Source organism: Kineothrix alysoides, from assembly GCF_000732725.1.
GTDB classification, from domain to species: Bacteria; Bacillota; Clostridia; order Lachnospirales; family Lachnospiraceae; genus Kineothrix; species Kineothrix alysoides.
Map to the genome: position 1 here is coordinate 1,191,302 of NZ_JPNB01000002.1, position 16,813 is coordinate 1,208,114.

Annotated in this window: 18 protein-coding genes and 1 pseudogene; 8 read left to right on the forward strand and 11 right to left on the reverse strand. The window is 39.7% G+C overall.

Annotated features, from left to right (window positions below):
• Positions 1-77 precede the first annotated feature (77 nt).
• From CC90_RS0116395 to CC90_RS0116425, 6 genes are all read left to right on the forward strand, one after another.
• Positions 78-1,607 (forward strand): sugar ABC transporter ATP-binding protein, encoded by a 1,530-nt coding sequence (locus tag CC90_RS0116395; RefSeq protein WP_031391824.1) that lies wholly within the window; start codon positions 78-80, stop codon positions 1,605-1,607.
• Positions 1,597-2,544 carry an ABC transporter permease gene (locus CC90_RS0116400; protein ID WP_031391825.1) on the forward strand — a complete coding sequence of 316 codons (948 nt, stop codon included), beginning with the start codon at positions 1,597-1,599 and terminating at the stop codon, positions 2,542-2,544. Before CC90_RS0116395 ends, CC90_RS0116400 begins: the two co-directional genes overlap by 11 nt.
• Positions 2,545-2,628: 84 nt before the next feature.
• Positions 2,629-3,657, forward strand: a complete 1,029-nt coding sequence (locus tag CC90_RS0116405) for a substrate-binding domain-containing protein (protein ID WP_031391826.1) — start codon at positions 2,629-2,631, stop codon at positions 3,655-3,657.
• Positions 3,658-3,852: 195 nt separating this feature from the next.
• Positions 3,853-4,869, forward strand: a complete 1,017-nt coding sequence (locus CC90_RS0116410; protein WP_031391827.1) for a LacI family DNA-binding transcriptional regulator — start codon at positions 3,853-3,855, stop codon at positions 4,867-4,869.
• 267 nt (positions 4,870-5,136) lie between these two features.
• Positions 5,137-5,826 (forward strand): TMEM165/GDT1 family protein, encoded by a 690-nt coding sequence (locus tag CC90_RS0116420; protein ID WP_031391829.1) that lies wholly within the window; start codon positions 5,137-5,139, stop codon positions 5,824-5,826.
• A 55-nt stretch (positions 5,827-5,881) separates the two neighbouring features.
• Complete coding sequence (locus CC90_RS0116425; RefSeq protein WP_031391830.1) at positions 5,882-6,841, forward strand: D-2-hydroxyacid dehydrogenase; 960 nt, start codon at positions 5,882-5,884, stop codon at positions 6,839-6,841.
• Positions 6,842-7,042: 201 nt separating this feature from the next.
• Here CC90_RS0116425 and CC90_RS0116430 read toward each other — a convergent pair whose 3' ends face one another.
• From CC90_RS0116430 to CC90_RS0116460, 7 genes are all read right to left on the reverse strand, one after another.
• Positions 7,043-7,915, reverse strand: a complete 873-nt coding sequence (locus tag CC90_RS0116430; protein ID WP_031391831.1) for a hypothetical protein — start codon at positions 7,913-7,915, stop codon at positions 7,043-7,045.
• A gap of 567 nt (positions 7,916-8,482) precedes the next feature.
• Entirely contained in the window at positions 8,483-9,010 is a 528-nt protein-coding gene (locus CC90_RS0116435; protein ID WP_031391832.1) for a GNAT family N-acetyltransferase, read from the reverse strand.
• A gap of 90 nt (positions 9,011-9,100) precedes the next feature.
• On the reverse strand, positions 9,101-9,817 hold the full coding sequence (locus CC90_RS0116440; protein ID WP_031391833.1) for a 5'-methylthioadenosine/adenosylhomocysteine nucleosidase: 717 nt from the start codon (positions 9,815-9,817) through the stop codon (positions 9,101-9,103).
• A 42-nt stretch (positions 9,818-9,859) separates the two neighbouring features.
• On the reverse strand, positions 9,860-10,339 hold the full coding sequence (locus CC90_RS0116445) for an S-ribosylhomocysteine lyase (protein WP_031391834.1): 480 nt from the start codon (positions 10,337-10,339) through the stop codon (positions 9,860-9,862).
• 89 nt (positions 10,340-10,428) lie between these two features.
• Positions 10,429-10,812: a nuclear transport factor 2 family protein gene (locus CC90_RS0116450; protein ID WP_031391835.1), complete on the reverse strand. Its 384-nt coding sequence runs from the start codon at positions 10,810-10,812 to the stop codon at positions 10,429-10,431.
• Positions 10,813-10,815: 3 nt separating this feature from the next.
• Positions 10,816-11,832 (reverse strand): type II toxin-antitoxin system antitoxin SocA domain-containing protein, encoded by a 1,017-nt coding sequence (locus CC90_RS0116455; RefSeq protein WP_031391836.1) that lies wholly within the window; start codon positions 11,830-11,832, stop codon positions 10,816-10,818.
• Between the two features lie 48 nt (positions 11,833-11,880).
• Positions 11,881-12,261, reverse strand: coding sequence for a hypothetical protein (locus tag CC90_RS0116460; protein ID WP_031391837.1), 381 nt, complete (start codon positions 12,259-12,261; stop codon positions 11,881-11,883).
• A 520-nt stretch (positions 12,262-12,781) separates the two neighbouring features.
• Between CC90_RS0116460 and CC90_RS0116465 the strand changes: the two genes are divergently transcribed.
• Positions 12,782-13,324, forward strand: a complete 543-nt coding sequence (locus tag CC90_RS0116465) for a phosphohydrolase (RefSeq protein ID WP_031391838.1) — start codon at positions 12,782-12,784, stop codon at positions 13,322-13,324.
• 128 nt (positions 13,325-13,452) lie between these two features.
• Positions 13,453-14,298, forward strand: coding sequence for a hypothetical protein (locus tag CC90_RS0116470; RefSeq protein ID WP_132038538.1), 846 nt, complete (start codon positions 13,453-13,455; stop codon positions 14,296-14,298).
• Between the two features lie 183 nt (positions 14,299-14,481).
• On the opposite strand, the gene CC90_RS0116475 is transcribed toward CC90_RS0116470, so the two are convergent.
• The 4 genes and pseudogenes from CC90_RS0116475 to CC90_RS0116490 all read right to left on the reverse strand — a co-directional run bounded on the left by CC90_RS0116475 (position 14,482) and on the right by CC90_RS0116490 (position 16,781).
• The gene (locus CC90_RS0116475) at positions 14,482-15,165 is read right to left on the reverse strand and encodes a hypothetical protein (protein WP_031391840.1); all 684 of its coding nucleotides are present in this window, start codon (positions 15,163-15,165) and stop codon (positions 14,482-14,484) included.
• Between the two features lie 6 nt (positions 15,166-15,171).
• A complete protein-coding gene (locus CC90_RS0116480; RefSeq protein WP_031391841.1) occupies positions 15,172-15,609 on the reverse strand; it encodes a MarR family winged helix-turn-helix transcriptional regulator in 438 nt (145 codons plus the stop codon).
• Positions 15,610-15,882: 273 nt separating this feature from the next.
• A pseudogene (locus CC90_RS22540) lies at positions 15,883-16,215 on the reverse strand (transposase); the annotation flags it as partial.
• Between the two features lie 149 nt (positions 16,216-16,364).
• On the reverse strand, positions 16,365-16,781 hold the full coding sequence (locus tag CC90_RS0116490; protein WP_031391842.1) for a pyridoxamine 5'-phosphate oxidase family protein: 417 nt from the start codon (positions 16,779-16,781) through the stop codon (positions 16,365-16,367).
• Positions 16,782-16,813 lie beyond the last annotated feature (32 nt).

The following is a 16,813-nucleotide window of genomic DNA, read 5'->3' on the forward strand; positions in this document are numbered from 1 at the left end:
AATATGGTTATAAGGTTGAAAGAAAAACGCTTTCAACTATTGATTTTGAGCCCGCCAAAGCGGGTATGGGGTATAAAATGGAAAAGCATGCTGAATATATTGTAGAAATGAAAAACTGCAGAAAAGTTTTTCCCGGGGTGGTTGCAGTAAATGATGTATCTTTATGCCTGAAGAGGGGCGAAGTACATGCTCTGATCGGAGAAAACGGGGCAGGAAAATCGACCATTATGAAAATACTTGCAGGTATCTTGCCGTTAGATGGCGGTGAAATATTGTATGAGGGAGAGCCTTTCCAGCCCAAAAATCCGATGCAGGTACTGCAGAAAGGTATTTCCATGATCCATCAGGAACTGGATTTGATTCCAGAGATGACGGTATGGGAAAATATTTATTCCGGTCAGGAAAAAAAGCGGATACTTGGGATTATTGACAGAAAAGCGATGATTTCCGAGACAAAAGAACTTTTTAAAGATTTAGAGATAAATATTAATCCGTGCGTTAAGATAAAAACGCTGAGCGTGGCTCAGATGCAGATGGTTACGATCGTAAAGGCCATTGCATTCAATGCGGAGGTTATCATCATGGACGAGCCTACGTCCGCTATAACGGACAGGGAGGTCGCTCAATTATTTGAGGTGATAGACAAGCTGAAAAAGCAGAATAAAGCTATTATCTATATTTCTCATAAAATGGATGAGATTTTTAAAATAGCCGATATGATAACGGTCATGAGAGACGGCAGCCATATTGCTACAAAAAAAGCATCTGAATTAAGCAGAGAGGATGTAATACGGTTGATGGTAGGCCGTGAACTGTCCAACTTATATACAAAAGACGGAGAAAAAAGCGAAGAATATAATCCGGAAGAAATCATGATGGAAGTAAGAGGATTAACCAAATACGGTCAGTTTAAAGACATTAGTTTTGAACTGAGAAAAGGAGAAATCCTTGGGGTATCCGGACTGATGGGAGCCGGAAGGACAGAGGTGATGGAAACCATCTTCGGGCTGAGAAAAGCTGACGAAGGAAGTATATGTATTAGGGGTAAAGAGGTAAAAATTAAAAATCCTTATACGGCTATTGCCAACGGACTTGCTTTTGTTTCTGAGGACAGAAAGCTGTATGGTTTGAATTTAAAAGGCACTATTAAAACAAACATATCCATGGCATATTTGAAAATGCTGCTGATAGGCAGACTGGTCGTGAACATAGGAAAAGAGAAAAAGATAGTAGATGATCTGATGAAACAGCTCAAAGTGAAAGCTACTTCAAGAGAAACAATTGTGAACAACTTAAGCGGGGGCAATCAGCAAAAGGTCATTATTGCCAAGTGGCTTATGGGTGAGCCGGATATTTTTATCATGGATGAGCCTACCAGAGGAATTGATGTAGGTGCCAAAGCGGAAATATATAAAATTATGGATACGCTGGCGAAACGGGGAAAATCGATCATTATGATATCATCCGAAATGCCGGAACTTCTCGGTATGAGTGATAGAGTGATTGTCATGCATGAAGGTAAAATTACCGGAAAGCTTGCAAGAGAAGAATGCAATCAGGAAATATTAATGACTTGTTCTGTGGGAGGAAACGTAAATGAAAACTAAAACAATGTATATAAAAGGCATGTTAGCCAAATATGCCATGTATATTGCCTTTGTGATACTGATTATTGTACTGTCGGTCGTTTCTCCGGTGTTTTTGACATCCACGAATGTTATTAATATTTTAAGGCAGATATCAGTAATTGGTATTATGGCGGTGGGCATGACCTTTGTTATTGCAACGGGAGGAATTGATTTATCGGTAGGAGCAATTATGGCATTGGCGGGGGTTATTAGTACCAGCCTTGTAAAAGGTGAATCCACAACGCCGTTAATGGTCTCGCTTTTAGCCGGTTTACTGGTGGGCATCATGTGCGGGGCATTCAGCGGATTCTTTATCTCAAGACTTCAGGTCCCGGAATTTATTGCAACGCTTGCCACTATGACTATTACAAGAGGGTTCTGCTATGTATATACGAACGGAAGACCAATTACCGGTTTTAGAGACGATTATAAGATAATCGGTACCGGGTCCGTCGGCATTATACCGATTCCTGTTCTGATCTTCACGGTAATTGTACTGCTGGGCGTATTCTTTCTGAATTTTACACAATTCGGACGCCATGTTCTGGCAGTAGGAGGAAATGAAAAAGCAGCCATTGTATCAGGTATCAATGCGGCAAGAGTCAAATTTACCTGTTATATTATTTCAGGTATAACGAGTGCCACTGCGGGTATCGTGCTGGCAGCCAGGACCCAGACCGGTCAGCCGGTAGCGGGAGAAGGCTTTGAGCTGGATGCCATTACGGCAGTTGTGATAGGCGGAGCGAGCCTGTCAGGTGGTTCCGGAAATGTCCTCGGATCTGTAGTAGGTATGCTGATTATCGGTGTTATGACAAATGGGCTGGATTTACTTAATGTTTCATCTTATTACCAGAAGGTTATAAAAGGGGCAATTATATTAATTGCAGTATTGTCTGATAGAGCGAAGAAGAAATAAAAGCAAGAAAAGAGAATGTGATAAGGGGTGGCAGCACCCGTTTAAGCAGAGAAACTATTAATGTATTGAGTAAGGAGGAAAAAGATGAAGAAGAAACTTATGAGCGTGATTTTAAGTACGGCAATGATGGTCACCATGTTAACCGGATGCGGAAATGCCGCACCGGCATCGCAGACACCGGCACCGGCAGAAGAAGTAAAGCAAGAACCGGCGGCAGAAGAGGCAGCAACTCCGTCCGATGAAACAGCGGCAAAGAAAGACAAAATAGTAATCGGCTGGACGGATGCCAACTTATCGAATGAATCCAATGCGATTTGTGCAAATGCGGCAATCGAATATGCAAAACAGTTTGACAATGTGGAATTAATTGTTAATGACGGTGAAGGCACTGCTGATAAACAGATTGCACAATGTGAATCTTTCGTGGCTCAGGGTGTGGATGCAGTGATTATCAGTCCTTATGATTTCGATGCATGCGTAACGGCAGCGCAGATATGTGTGGATGCAGGTATTCCCGTTTTTGTGGCAAAAGGCTTGATCGCCGATATGAATGTTGTGGAAACATATGTAGGTTCCAACGACTTTAATGCAGGAACAATGGAAATGCAGTATATCGCAGATCTTCTTGGGGGAAAAGGGAATATTGTTGTTGTGGAAGGGCCTACCGGTGTTACGGGAGCGGTTTTAAGAAATGACGGTATTCATTCGGTGCTTGAAAACTATCCTGACATTAATGTATTATATAGCCAACCTGCTGATTGGTATCGTGATAAAGCTATGGGATTAATGGAAAACTGGATTCAGTTGGGAGCTGACATTGATGCAGTGGTATCACATAACGACGAAATGGCTCTCGGTGTATATGATGCATTAGAAGCAGCAGGCATCACGGATGTTCCGGTTATTGGAATTGATGGTATTGAAGCAGCCGTAATCTCTGTAGGAGAAGGAAAGATGAAAGCATCTATTCTTCAGGATTCCAAGACAATCGGCGAAAAGGCTATTGATGTAGCAATTGCTCTTGCTAACGGTGAGACGGTAGAAAAAGAGTATGATATTCCTTATCAGCTTATTCTTCAAGAGAATTATGAAGACTTCCTGCCCAAGAAATAAGAAGACGATTGTGCCGGAAAATAGAACGATAATAGGGGCGGGAATTTCCCCGCCCCTATTTATAGAAAGAATTCCTCAGATTACAATAAATCGTTAACAGCCGCTTAATGAACTGTTAATGATTCGTTAATTGACTATTATACAGAAATAGTTTAAAATTTTCTAAAATATAAAAATGTAAATGGGGCTGAAAATATGAAAGCAACAATTAAAAGTATTGCCAAGGAATGCAATTTATCTATAACATCCGTTTCGCTTGTTTTAAATGGAAAACCTAATCGCATTTCGGAGGAATCAAGAAAGCTTATTATGGATACGGCAAAGAGGCAGAATTACAGTCCGAATCAAGTGGCAGTAGGACTGGTAAAAGGAAAGACCCGGACCGTAGGACTTATTTTATCGGATATCAGCAACCTATTTTTGGCGGAAATTGCTAAAATAGTGGAAGAGGAAGTAAAGAAATACGATTATACCGTAATTTTTGGAAATACAGGGGACAGCGGGAAAAGAGAGCTTGAATACATACAGGGTTTCCTGGCAAAGAATGTAGATGGTATCATGCTTTTGCATTCGTCGGATACAACGAAAGCAGAAGAGAGGAAAATATCGGAAACCATCCAAAAAAGCGGAATTCCATTTGTAATGCTCGATAATGATATTGAAACAGCAGACATTTTCAGATGTATTTCTGATAATGAAGAAGGTGGATATGTTGCAACTTCACATTTACTTGAACTTGGGCATAGAAGAATCGGGAGCCTGTTAGGCCCTATGGGACAATGCAGCGTAAGGGACAGGCTTAAGGGGTATAAGAGAGCACTTGCAAAGTGGCAGGTACCGTTTGAAGAAGAGCTGCTGTATCAGGGAGATTTTACGATTCAATCAGGTATTTCGGCAATGCCCTATTTTCTTGAGAAAAATGTATCGGCAATCTTTAGCTATAATGATATGATGACATACGGGCTATATACATATGCACGTGAAAATAATATAAAGATTGGGCAGGAAATATCTATTGTGAGCTACGATGACTGTTTTATAAATAATATTTTGGATGTTCCGCTTACTTCAATAAAACAACCCAGGGTAGAGATGGCCAGAAAGGCAACAGAGTGCCTGATGGATTTGATAAAAAATGAAACAAAGGATAGTGGTTCCATTGTTTTTAAACCAAAGCTGGAAATCAGGAATAGTACGGGACGACTGCCTTGACAAACTCTACCTGCTATGGTATGGTTTTAGGGTTGAAAGGGAGTAGTTCTAGTGCGAAATCAACATGCTGACCGGGTAATCGGTCTGGTTTTGCAACCTTTTTCAGGTAATGAGACTTTTAACATATTTCTTTTTATTGAGAAATATGTTAAAAGTTTTTTTTGTCCTATAAATAATGTAAGGCTTTTCGAAAAAAGCATGCGGCCTGCAATTTTTATAAGGGCAAAGGAGGATGATTTATAGCAATTATAGTAAGGAGAGAATGAAATGGACACACAAATGATGCCCTTTTTGTTTGCTGTTGCGGCGGTAGTACTGGCCGAAATGGGGGACAAAACACAGTTGCTGGCGATGGCTTTTGCTACGAAATACAAGGCCGGCAAAGTAATGCTCGGCGTATTGATCGCCACAGTTTTGAATCATGGCTTAGCAGTTGCCGTTGGTAACTTTATTACCCGCTTTGATTCCATTCAGATTTGGATTCAGATTATTGCCTCTCTATCGTTTATCTTTTTTGGTCTTTGGACGATTCGGGGAGACAAGCTGGAGGGAGAGGAGAACCGAACCACGAAGTATGGAGCGGTGGTAACCGTGGCAATTGCTTTCTTCATTGCGGAAATGGGAGATAAGACACAGCTTGCAACGATAGCGATTGCGACCAAGTTTCCTACGGCACCGTTAGAGATACTGGCAGGGACGACCACCGGTATGCTTATAGCTGACGGCATCGGTATCATCATCGGTATCATCTTATGTAAGAAAATACCTGAGAGAACCGTTAAGCTGGTTTCGGCAGGGGCCTTCATCTTATTCGGTCTGATTGGTACCTATCAGGTTGCTCATGGTGACTTGAATCTGTCTATAGCGGTCACTGCTTTGATATTAATTGTACTTTTGGTGATTACAGCAGCAGCGGTATATGCTATTATTAAGAAAGAAAAGAGAAATAATAAATAATCTTTAAGCCTGCGGCCCACAGCCGCAGGCTTTAAAGAAGGGAGTGGCTGTTGAGATGAAAGTCGTAATTTTGGAGAGGAATACGGTAGGCAGGGACGTATCGGTAGATTGTCTGAATGGATTGGGTGAAGTGACGATATACCCTAATACCTTGCCGGGAGAGGTAGCTGCCAGAATAGAAGATGCGGAAATTATTATTGCGAATAAATCCCCTTTAAATAAAGGCACGCTGAAGGATGCGAAGAGTGTAAAACTGATTTGTGAATTTGCTACCGGCTATGACAACGTAGATTTGGATTATTGCAAGGAGAGAGGAATCAAGGTAGCTAATGTAGTGAATTACTCTACGGCAGCGGTAGCACAGCATACCTTCGCCCTTTGCTTCTACGTATTGGAAAAGCTGCACCATTATGACGAATATGTAAAGTCAGGAGAATATGCAAGGCAGAGTGGTTTTTCCAATTTTGACCTTCCCTTTACGGAATTAGAGGGAAAGACATGGGGAATTATCGGTATGGGCAATATCGGGAAAAAGGTGGCGAAGATAGCGGAGGCGTTCGGCTGTAAGGTCATTTTCTATTCCTCATCAGGAAATAGCTCCTGCAAGGATTATGAAAGGGTAGATTTCGATGATTTGCTTCGTGAGTCTGATTTTCTCTCGCTTCATTGTCCGTTAAGCGACAAGACGAGGAACCTGATTGACTTAGAGGCGCTTAAGAAGATGAAGAAGACGGCCATTCTCATCAATGTAGCGAGGGGCCCTGTAGTAAGCGATGCAGACCTCCATACGGCATTGACGCAGGACATGATTGCCGGTGCCGGACTGGATGTAACCGGCACGGAGCCTATGCGGGAGGAGAATCCGCTAAGCGGAATCATGGACAGCAATAAACTGATCATTACACCCCATCTCGCATGGGCAAGCACGGAAGCGAGAAATCGCGTTGTAGAAGAGACGTACAAGAATATAGAAGCCTTCTTAAATGGGAAGGATAGAAATATTGTAAATCTCTGACTTATAGTTTGTGAGTACAATGAATAATTAATAACTTATCCAGGGGTAACCATAGAGAGATATCCGTTAACAGTATCGATGCCGCGCTGGTGTTAGCAGCACTGTCAGATAATAATATTGGTATATGGACATAATTAAAGGAGGGATGTAATTCTCCCTCCTTTAAAATTCGCAATTGAAAACGATAATGATTCGTTATGCTTATTTTGTTCGATACTTTTCTGAGAGCAGAACATATAGCGTTACCCATTTATTGGGTTGACCCACCATACCCACATTGAAATAAGGCTCAGCGAAAGATTGGCTAAGAATATATTTACTCTCGATATCTTTTTTGCTGTCTAATAATGCCCATGCTTTTTCACAATTAGGATGATTCGCCTCACCAAGAACCGAAAGCCCATACATAATCATCTGTAAACCCATGTGTACATGATCAATCGGATAAAACGTCCCGGCCATATCTTCGATAATTACCTTTTCGGGAGCGTCAGAGTGGAATGCAACATAGTGGTTCATATAAAATTTTATTAATGGTTCAAATTGTGGCAGAATAATGCCTATCTTTTTCAGCTCTGCCCCAAGTAAAAGATATGTAGTAGTTTGTCTATAGCAACCCATATCCAACAACTTAGAGTCATTTGTTTTTTTAGTTTTATCCAGGCATCGAACTGTGCCGTCTTGCCGTATCGTAGAAAAAACCAAAGGTATTTGTTCTTGCACCCACGGATGCTCGTAATATCCAAGGGCTACCAAATTTCTCAACAATAATATTTTTGCACACTTCATACTCAAATTCATATTTTTGATGATACGTTCAATATATTCATCAATAGGTACATCAATGCGTGTTAAACCAAACTCTGTGAGCGCCAACAAAGCGTTGATATCCTCCCACTTTTTATTAAGTTTGAATTTATCCATGACTAAGCTAAGTATTTTTGAGTCTAATAGATTTTCATAAGCCTTTTTCACCTCAAGCTCGTCTTTTGACATACCGAGAAGCTCTGTCATTGCACGGTATTTTACCTCTGGGGTGTCATCTTTAAGAAGCCAATTGATTATATTATTCATTGATTTATCCTTTATAAGCTATTGCGTCTATTTGTATTTGAAGACCGTCTACACCGCCTTTGTTCGCGAATTCGGTGGAAATGGTTTTCCTTGCCGGATACAGTTACCTCTAGGCATTGGATTAATATGCCTTTATTGCTAAGTGTGATAGGTTTTAAACATAATGGGAAGCTGGGTTACTTCGCTTTTGTAAAATATTGTGAAGATAATTGATATAAGTATGACCTATTCATTACATGATTTTTTAGCTGATACTCATGTAGCGGATACAATAGACCGGTTTCTCCATTGTGCTCAATAAGGATGGAGTATAGTTCGATGCTTCTACCAGTATTGTCTCTGAATGTTTTCGTTAATAACTTTACGAGTGTCATTATTCACCCTCTATTTATAGTATTTCATAATTGGTATATGGTATATATTTTACCTATAATAATGTAGGTCAATAAAAAAATGCAGCCTTCATTTAATATAAAGACTGTATTAGTAGTTAAATTATATAGTTTTGGTATAGTTCTTTACCTGTAATAATGTAATTCCCTCCTTTTTAAACGCATTTACTTATTCTTATTTAACATATACATCATTGGTAAACTTTACTAAATCAAGTTTGAGATTATTAAATGTAAACCCTTCCTTTTCTATATGCGTCTGCTTTAACCCAAGTTTTTTTAAAATAGCTATACTTGCAGAATTTATAGATACTGCATCAGCATTAATTATTGCATTAGGAAAAACATCTTTTAGATATTGTATATATGCCTTAGCCGCTTCGCTAATATAACCTTGTCCCCAATATGTTCTTGAAAGCTGATAATATAATCCAAAATTTTCATTCTCCATATTTATGATAGGAGAACCAATTATTCCAATAGCTTTATTATCTAACAGTATTACAAAATTATTAGGAAACTTTTCATCTGTATAATTTATGAACATTTCTATCTTACACTTACATTCATTAATTGAATTGAGTAATGACATGTATGTGTATTTGATAACTTCAAAATCACTCCACAACTCAAGCAAATCTAAGGCATACTTTGTATCGAATTCTACGAGTTGAAGCCTTTCTGTTTTAATAATAACAATCACTCTTCTCCTTCAAATATTTTCGCTTGCTGCTTTCCCGGAAATTCATAGCAGATTGGAAAAGCCGCACACATCGGCAAGTTATAATAATTGTTAATTATTCGTTGTACCTGTTAAGCCGGTAATCACGTGAGCTACGAGCTTAGCACAGTCGGCAGCAGCCTTCCGTTCGAAGGCGGGATAATCTATCTCAGCACTCTCATCGGCTTTATCGGAGATAGCGCGTATAATGACGAAGGGAATGCTGTTCAAGGTAGCAGCCTGAGCAATCGCCGTTCCCTCCATTTCGGTACATAGGCCTCCAAATACATTTACCAGACGTTCTTTTACGGATTTATCGCTGACAAACTGGTCACCGCTGACAATCCTTCCCGGATATACATGAATATCGGGATTCACTTCTGCGCAGGCTGTCTGAGTCAATTCCACCAGAATTGCATCTGCTATAAATTCACGCTGTCCCATCTGAGGAATCTCACCGGGCTGATAGCCGAATACGGTGGCATCCACATCATGATACATGGTATCGGTGGAAATAACAATATCACCGATGTCTATTTTGGCATTAAGGGAGCCCGCTACACCGGTATTGATGATATGGGTAACCTGAAACAAATCTGCCAGAATCTGAACACAGATACCGGCATTTACCTTACCTACACCACTGCGGACAATCACTACGCTGACACCATTCAGGCTTCCCTCATAGAAATCCATGGAGGCTTTTTGCACAATATTAGCTACCGTCATTTTTTCTTTTAAGGTCTCCACTTCCAGTTCCATGGCACCTATAATTCCGACTTTATTCATTATCTAAAAAGTTATCCTTTCGTATTTGAATTCACGACCAGCTTATTGGGGATAGATCAAACGGCTGTCATCGATATCGCAGAGAACGTTGTCGAGATATTTTCTCGCAAGGTATTTTGCCATATTGAGGTTCATGTCCAAGTAATTTCCGCAGTCCTTTGCGCTGGCACCCGGCACATCGCCTTCGAAATCGCGGACGAACTCGTACATCTCCGTTACCAGAGGGACGATATCCTTGGAAGTATAGTCTCCGGCTAAGAGGAGATAGAATCCGGTGCGGCATCCCATGGGGCCGAAGTAAATGGTCTTATCCTTATAATCCGCATGATTGCGCAGAAAAGTAGCGGCCAGATGTTCGATAGTGTGCATCTCCGCAGTGTTCATAACAGGCTCTTCATTGGGAGCGGTCATTCTTAAGTCGAAGGTGGAAATCGTATTATCTCCTACGGTGTCTTTGCGTGATACATATACACCGGGCTGTAATTTTAAGTGATTGATGGTGAAGCTGGCTATTTTTTCCATATTGTCTCCTTTGCTTATAGGTTTTGTTCTTATCTTACACCGATTATAACATATGGCAAGTAAAAAAGTCTGCTTTTATTTTGTTAACATCAAGCAGAGCCTGCCTTTTTAATTGGAAGTCCGATATGCTTATCTAAGCGCCACTGCGGAGCAGAACCATCGTCGCCCCAGTATTCGTCGAGAGATGCTATTTTACCGTTTTCAATTCTGAAAAAAGATACCACATGAAAGGATAAGCTTTTTTCGGTCGTATATACATTTACTGCGGTAATCATCAGATTGCCGAGCTCCTCGATCCGTTCGACGACACCGCTCCATTCTCCGGGATATTCACAGTTTGCCTTAATGTATTCCTCTACGTTAAAATGCTCATTGGTGCAATGCCAGTTGATATAGGCATCTGCCGTAAAGTATTTTCTGATTTCTCCCGCATTTTGTTTTAATACCTCTTCCCAAAACAATTTTATATTCATTATTTATTTTACCCCCGTGAATTCTGCTTTATCTCTGATATATTCATTTAAGCCTTCTGCTGTGGCTATTTCATAGTGCATTGCAATATCTTTAAAATAGGATTTCATATCCGCCTTCGGAATGATTCTGCTGGAAGGCTCAGCTTCATTTAGCCCGATTCTGGCATCCAGCCAAGGCCTTTCTTTATGAGTGACCGATTCTAAAACTTTTCCGCTGTAAATTCCGAAGCTGCCTGCTACAAGGCCGATTACTTTCACTTCATCAGAGCCAAGCGCTTTGTTTCTCACCGTAAATAGTGAGAAACGGTTATCCTCGATAGGGTTATATTTGAAGTCCTTAAAAAGATTGTATATTTCCCCATAAGCAGGTCCGTGTATCCAGGCACGGCAATCCTCTTCGAAGAGTTCCCTATCGAACAGCGCCAGATGGATGCCCTGAATGAAATAAAGCATTTTCTGCAGTGCCAGGGGTGTGATTTCCTGAACTTCATTAAAAATATGAGAGATAGTCATGCGCATTTCATTGGAGATATCGAACAATGCTTTGAGGTCGGAAACGGCCTTCATTGATTTCTTATAGGCAGAATTACCCAATTTTTCAGCGTTTGCAGTCAGCAGTTCTTCCATATATCCTGGGGAGGATAAGGCCTCCTTCATAATATCGGAATAAGCCTTAGATGGCATCTGACCTTCCAAATAGCGGGTGACTGTGATTTCACCGAAGCCTAAGGCTAATGATAGAGGAGCTTTTCCCAAATGGTATAGTTCCATTAGTTTTTTAATGTCATCTATGGAAATAATATCCTCCTGCCTGCGGTATTGTTCGTCGAACGACTTTAAATCGTAGTTTAACAGCCCGGGGACGCTCATTTCTTCTCCGCACTCAGAACAATACGCAGCCAACGTCTCGTATTCATATTCTTTATCTTTCACCGTTCTTCTTTGCATAACTTTTTTCAAAATGTATTCGGTATCTTTTCTGCATTCAATGCAAAAGTCTATTCGTTTTACGTCTGCCATATGAGATTCCTCCATTCTCTTCCCAAATTAATAATATTTATCAATTGATTATCTAAATGCATAATCTAAAGGATATTCTTGCCTATGGAAGGATACAACAATAATGAATTGATTCTCCAAATTATTGAGCTTTATATATAATGGAACATTTTCTTCGAGGCACCCAAAGCGCAGCAGCAGTTTCACATTCTTACCGAAAATATACAGCCATTCGTGCTCAAATCCTGAGTGTTCGTTTCTCACTACTTCAGAAAAATCATAAGCAGTGAGACTGAGCAGGATCTCTTTACTTTTGGCTTCATCGATGACATAATCGCTGAATAAGTGCCTGTTTTTCTGCCGACGGATATTCAAGGCTATCCGGCAGCGCCCGGAACGGATTGATTTCTTAACATCATTTAAATAGTATTCTACATGATCGATATCCATTGATAATTAAATACCTTCTTTCTTAATGGAATCTATCGTGATAGAATATTTTAAATTTCCTATCATAAATATAACATATGATAAGAATTTGTCAATAATCTATCACTGATTTTTTAATTAGCTACAGGTGTGTTATTCGGAGTTGAAAGACAAGAGTAAGGGATAAAAGCGAAAGACAGAAATGGATGATAAAAGTAAGGGACGAAAGCAAGAAGTAAAGGTAAGAGGGAAAAGTAAGAGGAAAAAGTAAGAGGGAAAAGTAAGAGGTAAAGGCAAGAGGCAAAAGTAAGAAGTAAAGGTAAGAGACAAACGTAAGGGAAAAAATAAGGGGTAAAAGCAAGAAACAAAAGAAGAAAATAAAAGCAAGAGATAAAATTGGAAGACAAAATTGAGGAATAAAATTGAAAGTAACTCTATAAAATAAAATTTGGAACAAGAGGAACGAAGTATGATAAAATATTTTTGAACGAAGTTGTGTTGATAGGAAGATGATACTATGAAATGTTCAGGAGGAGTTTTTATGAAAGATAAAATGAGCACATACAGCGGATTGCAGTTCAATCCTATGGAAATAGAAGGAAAGGATGTTCTTATCGAGGATATAGGGCACGCACTCAGCTTGCTTTGCAGAGGAGGCGGGCATTTGAAATATTTTTATTCCGTAGGCCAACATTCCATCAATTGTGCGAAGGAAGCAGAGGCAAGGGGATGGACGAAGCGCGTAATCCTGACATGCCTGCTTCATGATGCCAGTGAGGCGTATATCTCGGATATTATCCGTCCGGTAAAAAAGTATTTGACGAATTACCTGGAAATCGAAGAGGGAATCATGGATGTAATTTTTGAGAAATTTGAACTGCAAGATTTGAGCGAAGAGGAGAAAAGGCAGGTAAAGGAAATCGACGATCAAATGCTGGCAAGTGAACTTTCGGAGCTGATAGCAGGGGGAGAGGAGATAGAAGTTTCTCGCTTACATGCAGTGCCCGATCTGGAGCTTAGAGATTTTATGGATGTAGAAGAGGAATTTATAGCGATAGCAAACAGATTTCTGGCACGTAAATAAAACTCTATTTGGGAAACAAACTTATAATTGAGTGATAAAATCTGCTTATTTGTCGAGGAAACAGAGAAAAAACCGTCATAGTGAAAACGGAAAATAATGATATAGATTTTACTCGGGAGGTACTGAACTTGCATAAGGATTCGAAATGGGCAAATCAAATAATTTCATTACAGGAGGAGGATGGGAAGTGGGGATGGTTTCATTCTCTCTCTCAGTTCTATGACTCACAGATAACCACCGAGCAGGCGTTACGGCGGCTGATGTATCTGGGCTATACAATAGAGGATGAATGTATAAGAAAAGCAGTTTCCTATATGAATGATTGTCTGACTGGTAAAAATGAAATCCCCGACAGAAGAGAAAAACTGCATGACTGGAATGTATTCACAAGTCTTATACTGTCTGCTTGGATAAGAGTCTTTACAAAAGACAATCCTGCGGCAAATAAGGTGGCGGGACAATGGGCGGAGATTATTTCTGCTGCTTTTACAGACGGCAAATACGAGCATGATAAATATGTAAATGCCTATTGCGAAGTACTGGGTTTAAAGCCCAAGGGAGGAAGATTGATTGATTTTACAAACTTCTATCCGATTACACTTTTGGCTGACTGTCTGGATGAAAATACAGAGAAAGCTTTTATCGAACATATCCTGAATAGGGAAAAAGGAATTTACTATATATATGATAGGAAAATCATTATACCACCACAAGAATTCGAAAGCAAGACGGCCAGTCATTACCTTGCGGCTGCGGAGCTGCTTGCAAAATATAAAACAAGCAAAGTAAAGCTGCAATTTGTCTTGGATTGGCTGGAAGCTAATAAGAATCAGAACGGGAAATGGGATATGGGAAGCGCTGTGAATGATAAAGTATATTTTCCCCTTTCCGATGACTGGAGGAAAAGGGAAACGAGAGAGGCCGATTGTACGGAGCGCATTATAAATTTGAGAAGAGCATTGGCCCTTTCATAAATGTGAGTATGTGAAAAAATCTCTGTAAATAAAGATCAGTAAGATTATCTATGACGTTTAAATTAGTAGCAGGCATCATTTGTATGTTGTCTGCTCTTTTCATATCCTACTAAGATACCTTTGAAAAGTCAATATTTTGTGCGAAATCTGATTGACGAAACTATATGAAACTGATATTTTGTGTTAGAATAGATATTTTCCATTGAACAAGTAGAAAACCGTATCGACAAGAAGTGCAACGGCAACAGACAAAAGCAGAAAATAGAATACATGAGAGATGGTCTTCAATTTTTTCTCTTTAAATTTTTCTACAAACACAGTCAACTTATCCAATATGTTCAATTCGTTTGCAATATAAATGATGACAGCCATAAACTGGCTGACAATAAACCAGATGGTTAAAAGTAGTGTTGCATTGAAGAAGTCGCCGGACTCTCCGCTCATGAGGATAACGGCATAAAATGTTGGATCAGTGAAAGAAGTAATGGCAAACACAAGTCCTGTGGTAATGTATTTGAACCAGCCTCCGCCGATAGGTTCTTTCTCTTCTTCTTTCTTCTTACCTTTGGCAAACAGTTTTCTGATAACCCATACGAATATGAAAATAGAAATGCCAAAATTCAAGATTGCCCAAAAATAACTGTTGTCACCAGGCATAATATTTTTCAGAAAATTTACCGCTGTAGCAGCGAAAATTGCCGATAGAGCTGCACCGCCAAAGATGCTGAATCCGGCAAAAGAGAGGAAGAACAAAGTTATGCGTGACTTCTTTTCTTTTCGAAGTCCCATAGACATAAGGTAAACGGCTGTAATGGGGTCAACGCCGAGGACACCAAGACCGATAGTACTGATGATTTTGTGTAACATGGTTATTTACAGTTGCTCAACCTTGCTGCGAAAAGTTTCAAAGTATTTTTTGACTAAGCGAAGAATTTCTTCGTGTTCTTCGTGAGTCATTTCTTCAAATACTTCACTTTCCGCATGCTCGATTGGCAAAATCCTTTCCTTTACGATTTGTTCTCCATTGACAGTCAGATGAATTTTTAGTTCTCGTCCATTGCCTGGCTGAAAATCTATCAACCCATCTTGATGCAGTTTCTTTACTGATGAGCTCACAGTCTGTTTGTTAAGAAGAGTGTGCTTGTAAATCTGTGTTTGGGTACAGCCATCACCAAGAACAAGGACGGCTTGCAGTATCGCATAAGCACTATGGGAAAGCCCTTGCTTCACACAAATTTCATGATAAAATTCATCAATCAAATTATTTAATCGGTCAAATTCCTGTAAGACCGGATGTTGTATAAACTTCATAGTAATCCCCCATAAGTATGAAATCATACTTATATTATAGTATGATTTCATACTTGAGTCAACCGTTTCAAGAAAAGTTTATATTTGAAAGCAGAGCGTGGCCAAGTCTTCTGTTTACAAATGACTTTGATTGGAGGGGTGATATTGCTATGCATCAGTCGAAAAAAGTTTGTCAACTATCAAGCATAACACCAATTTTGTGTACGGTGGAACTACAACGAGAGGTGGAAGGCATAAAAAGCCTACCACCTCTTTTCTGCTTGATAAAAAGAACTACTCTGGAAGTCTACCTTCGTACATGATACTCATTTCACCGTAGACCTGTCCCCAGTTTCTTATAGGCAGGGTCCACTTCTTTGTGGCCTCAAAAGTAGCCAGATAAAGAGCCTTGAGCAAGGCGGTATCGCTCGGAAATACGCTTCTTTGGAGAATGTCTTTTACACCACGGGTTTTAAGTTCATTAAGCACAGAGAGCCAGTACTTGGCACTCTCATTATCGCCTACGTTTATCGATAGTACTTCCTTCTTGCCGGCTACACTAATACCTAAAATAACATATGCAGCAAGCTTTTTAATAACCCCATTATCCCTTACAGAATAGTGTATACGGGTTTCTTCTCTTGCCATAATAAAAAGGCCTCCTATGATTTATTTCGTCATAGAAGACCTCACAATCAATTCTTATTTACAGAAAAACTTTCACACCCCCATAAATGTGAAGACTTGAAACCGACCGCCAATGTAGATTTCATTTTCTATAATTTAAAGCTTTCTGTTTTTAAATCACAATAATATCTGCCGCTTTGAGCGGTAAATTTTAAGACACAATAATCAGGGTCCGTCACGCCCTTTTTATAAAAAAGGGTATCGCCCCTTTTCCAAAGCATGTTTTTGGATTGTTGGTCCGTTAAGATTTCCATCTTCCCAATCAACATAACACCGGTGTACTTTATCAATCCCTTGTGATAGAAATAGATACAGGCATTGGGATTGTTTTTATATTGCTCGACACGTATGGAAGAAGTATTTGTTGAAAAATAAAATTCTTTCAAACCGTTTCTTTTTCTTGGCATCAGCATTGCTTTTATGTTTGGAAAGCAGCCGCTATCTATGGAACAGATAAAGCTTACCTTCTGCTTATCGATAAATTTTTCTATGTTTTTGATTTGCATGCTTCCCCCCTGTACTTCTAATTTATGTATAT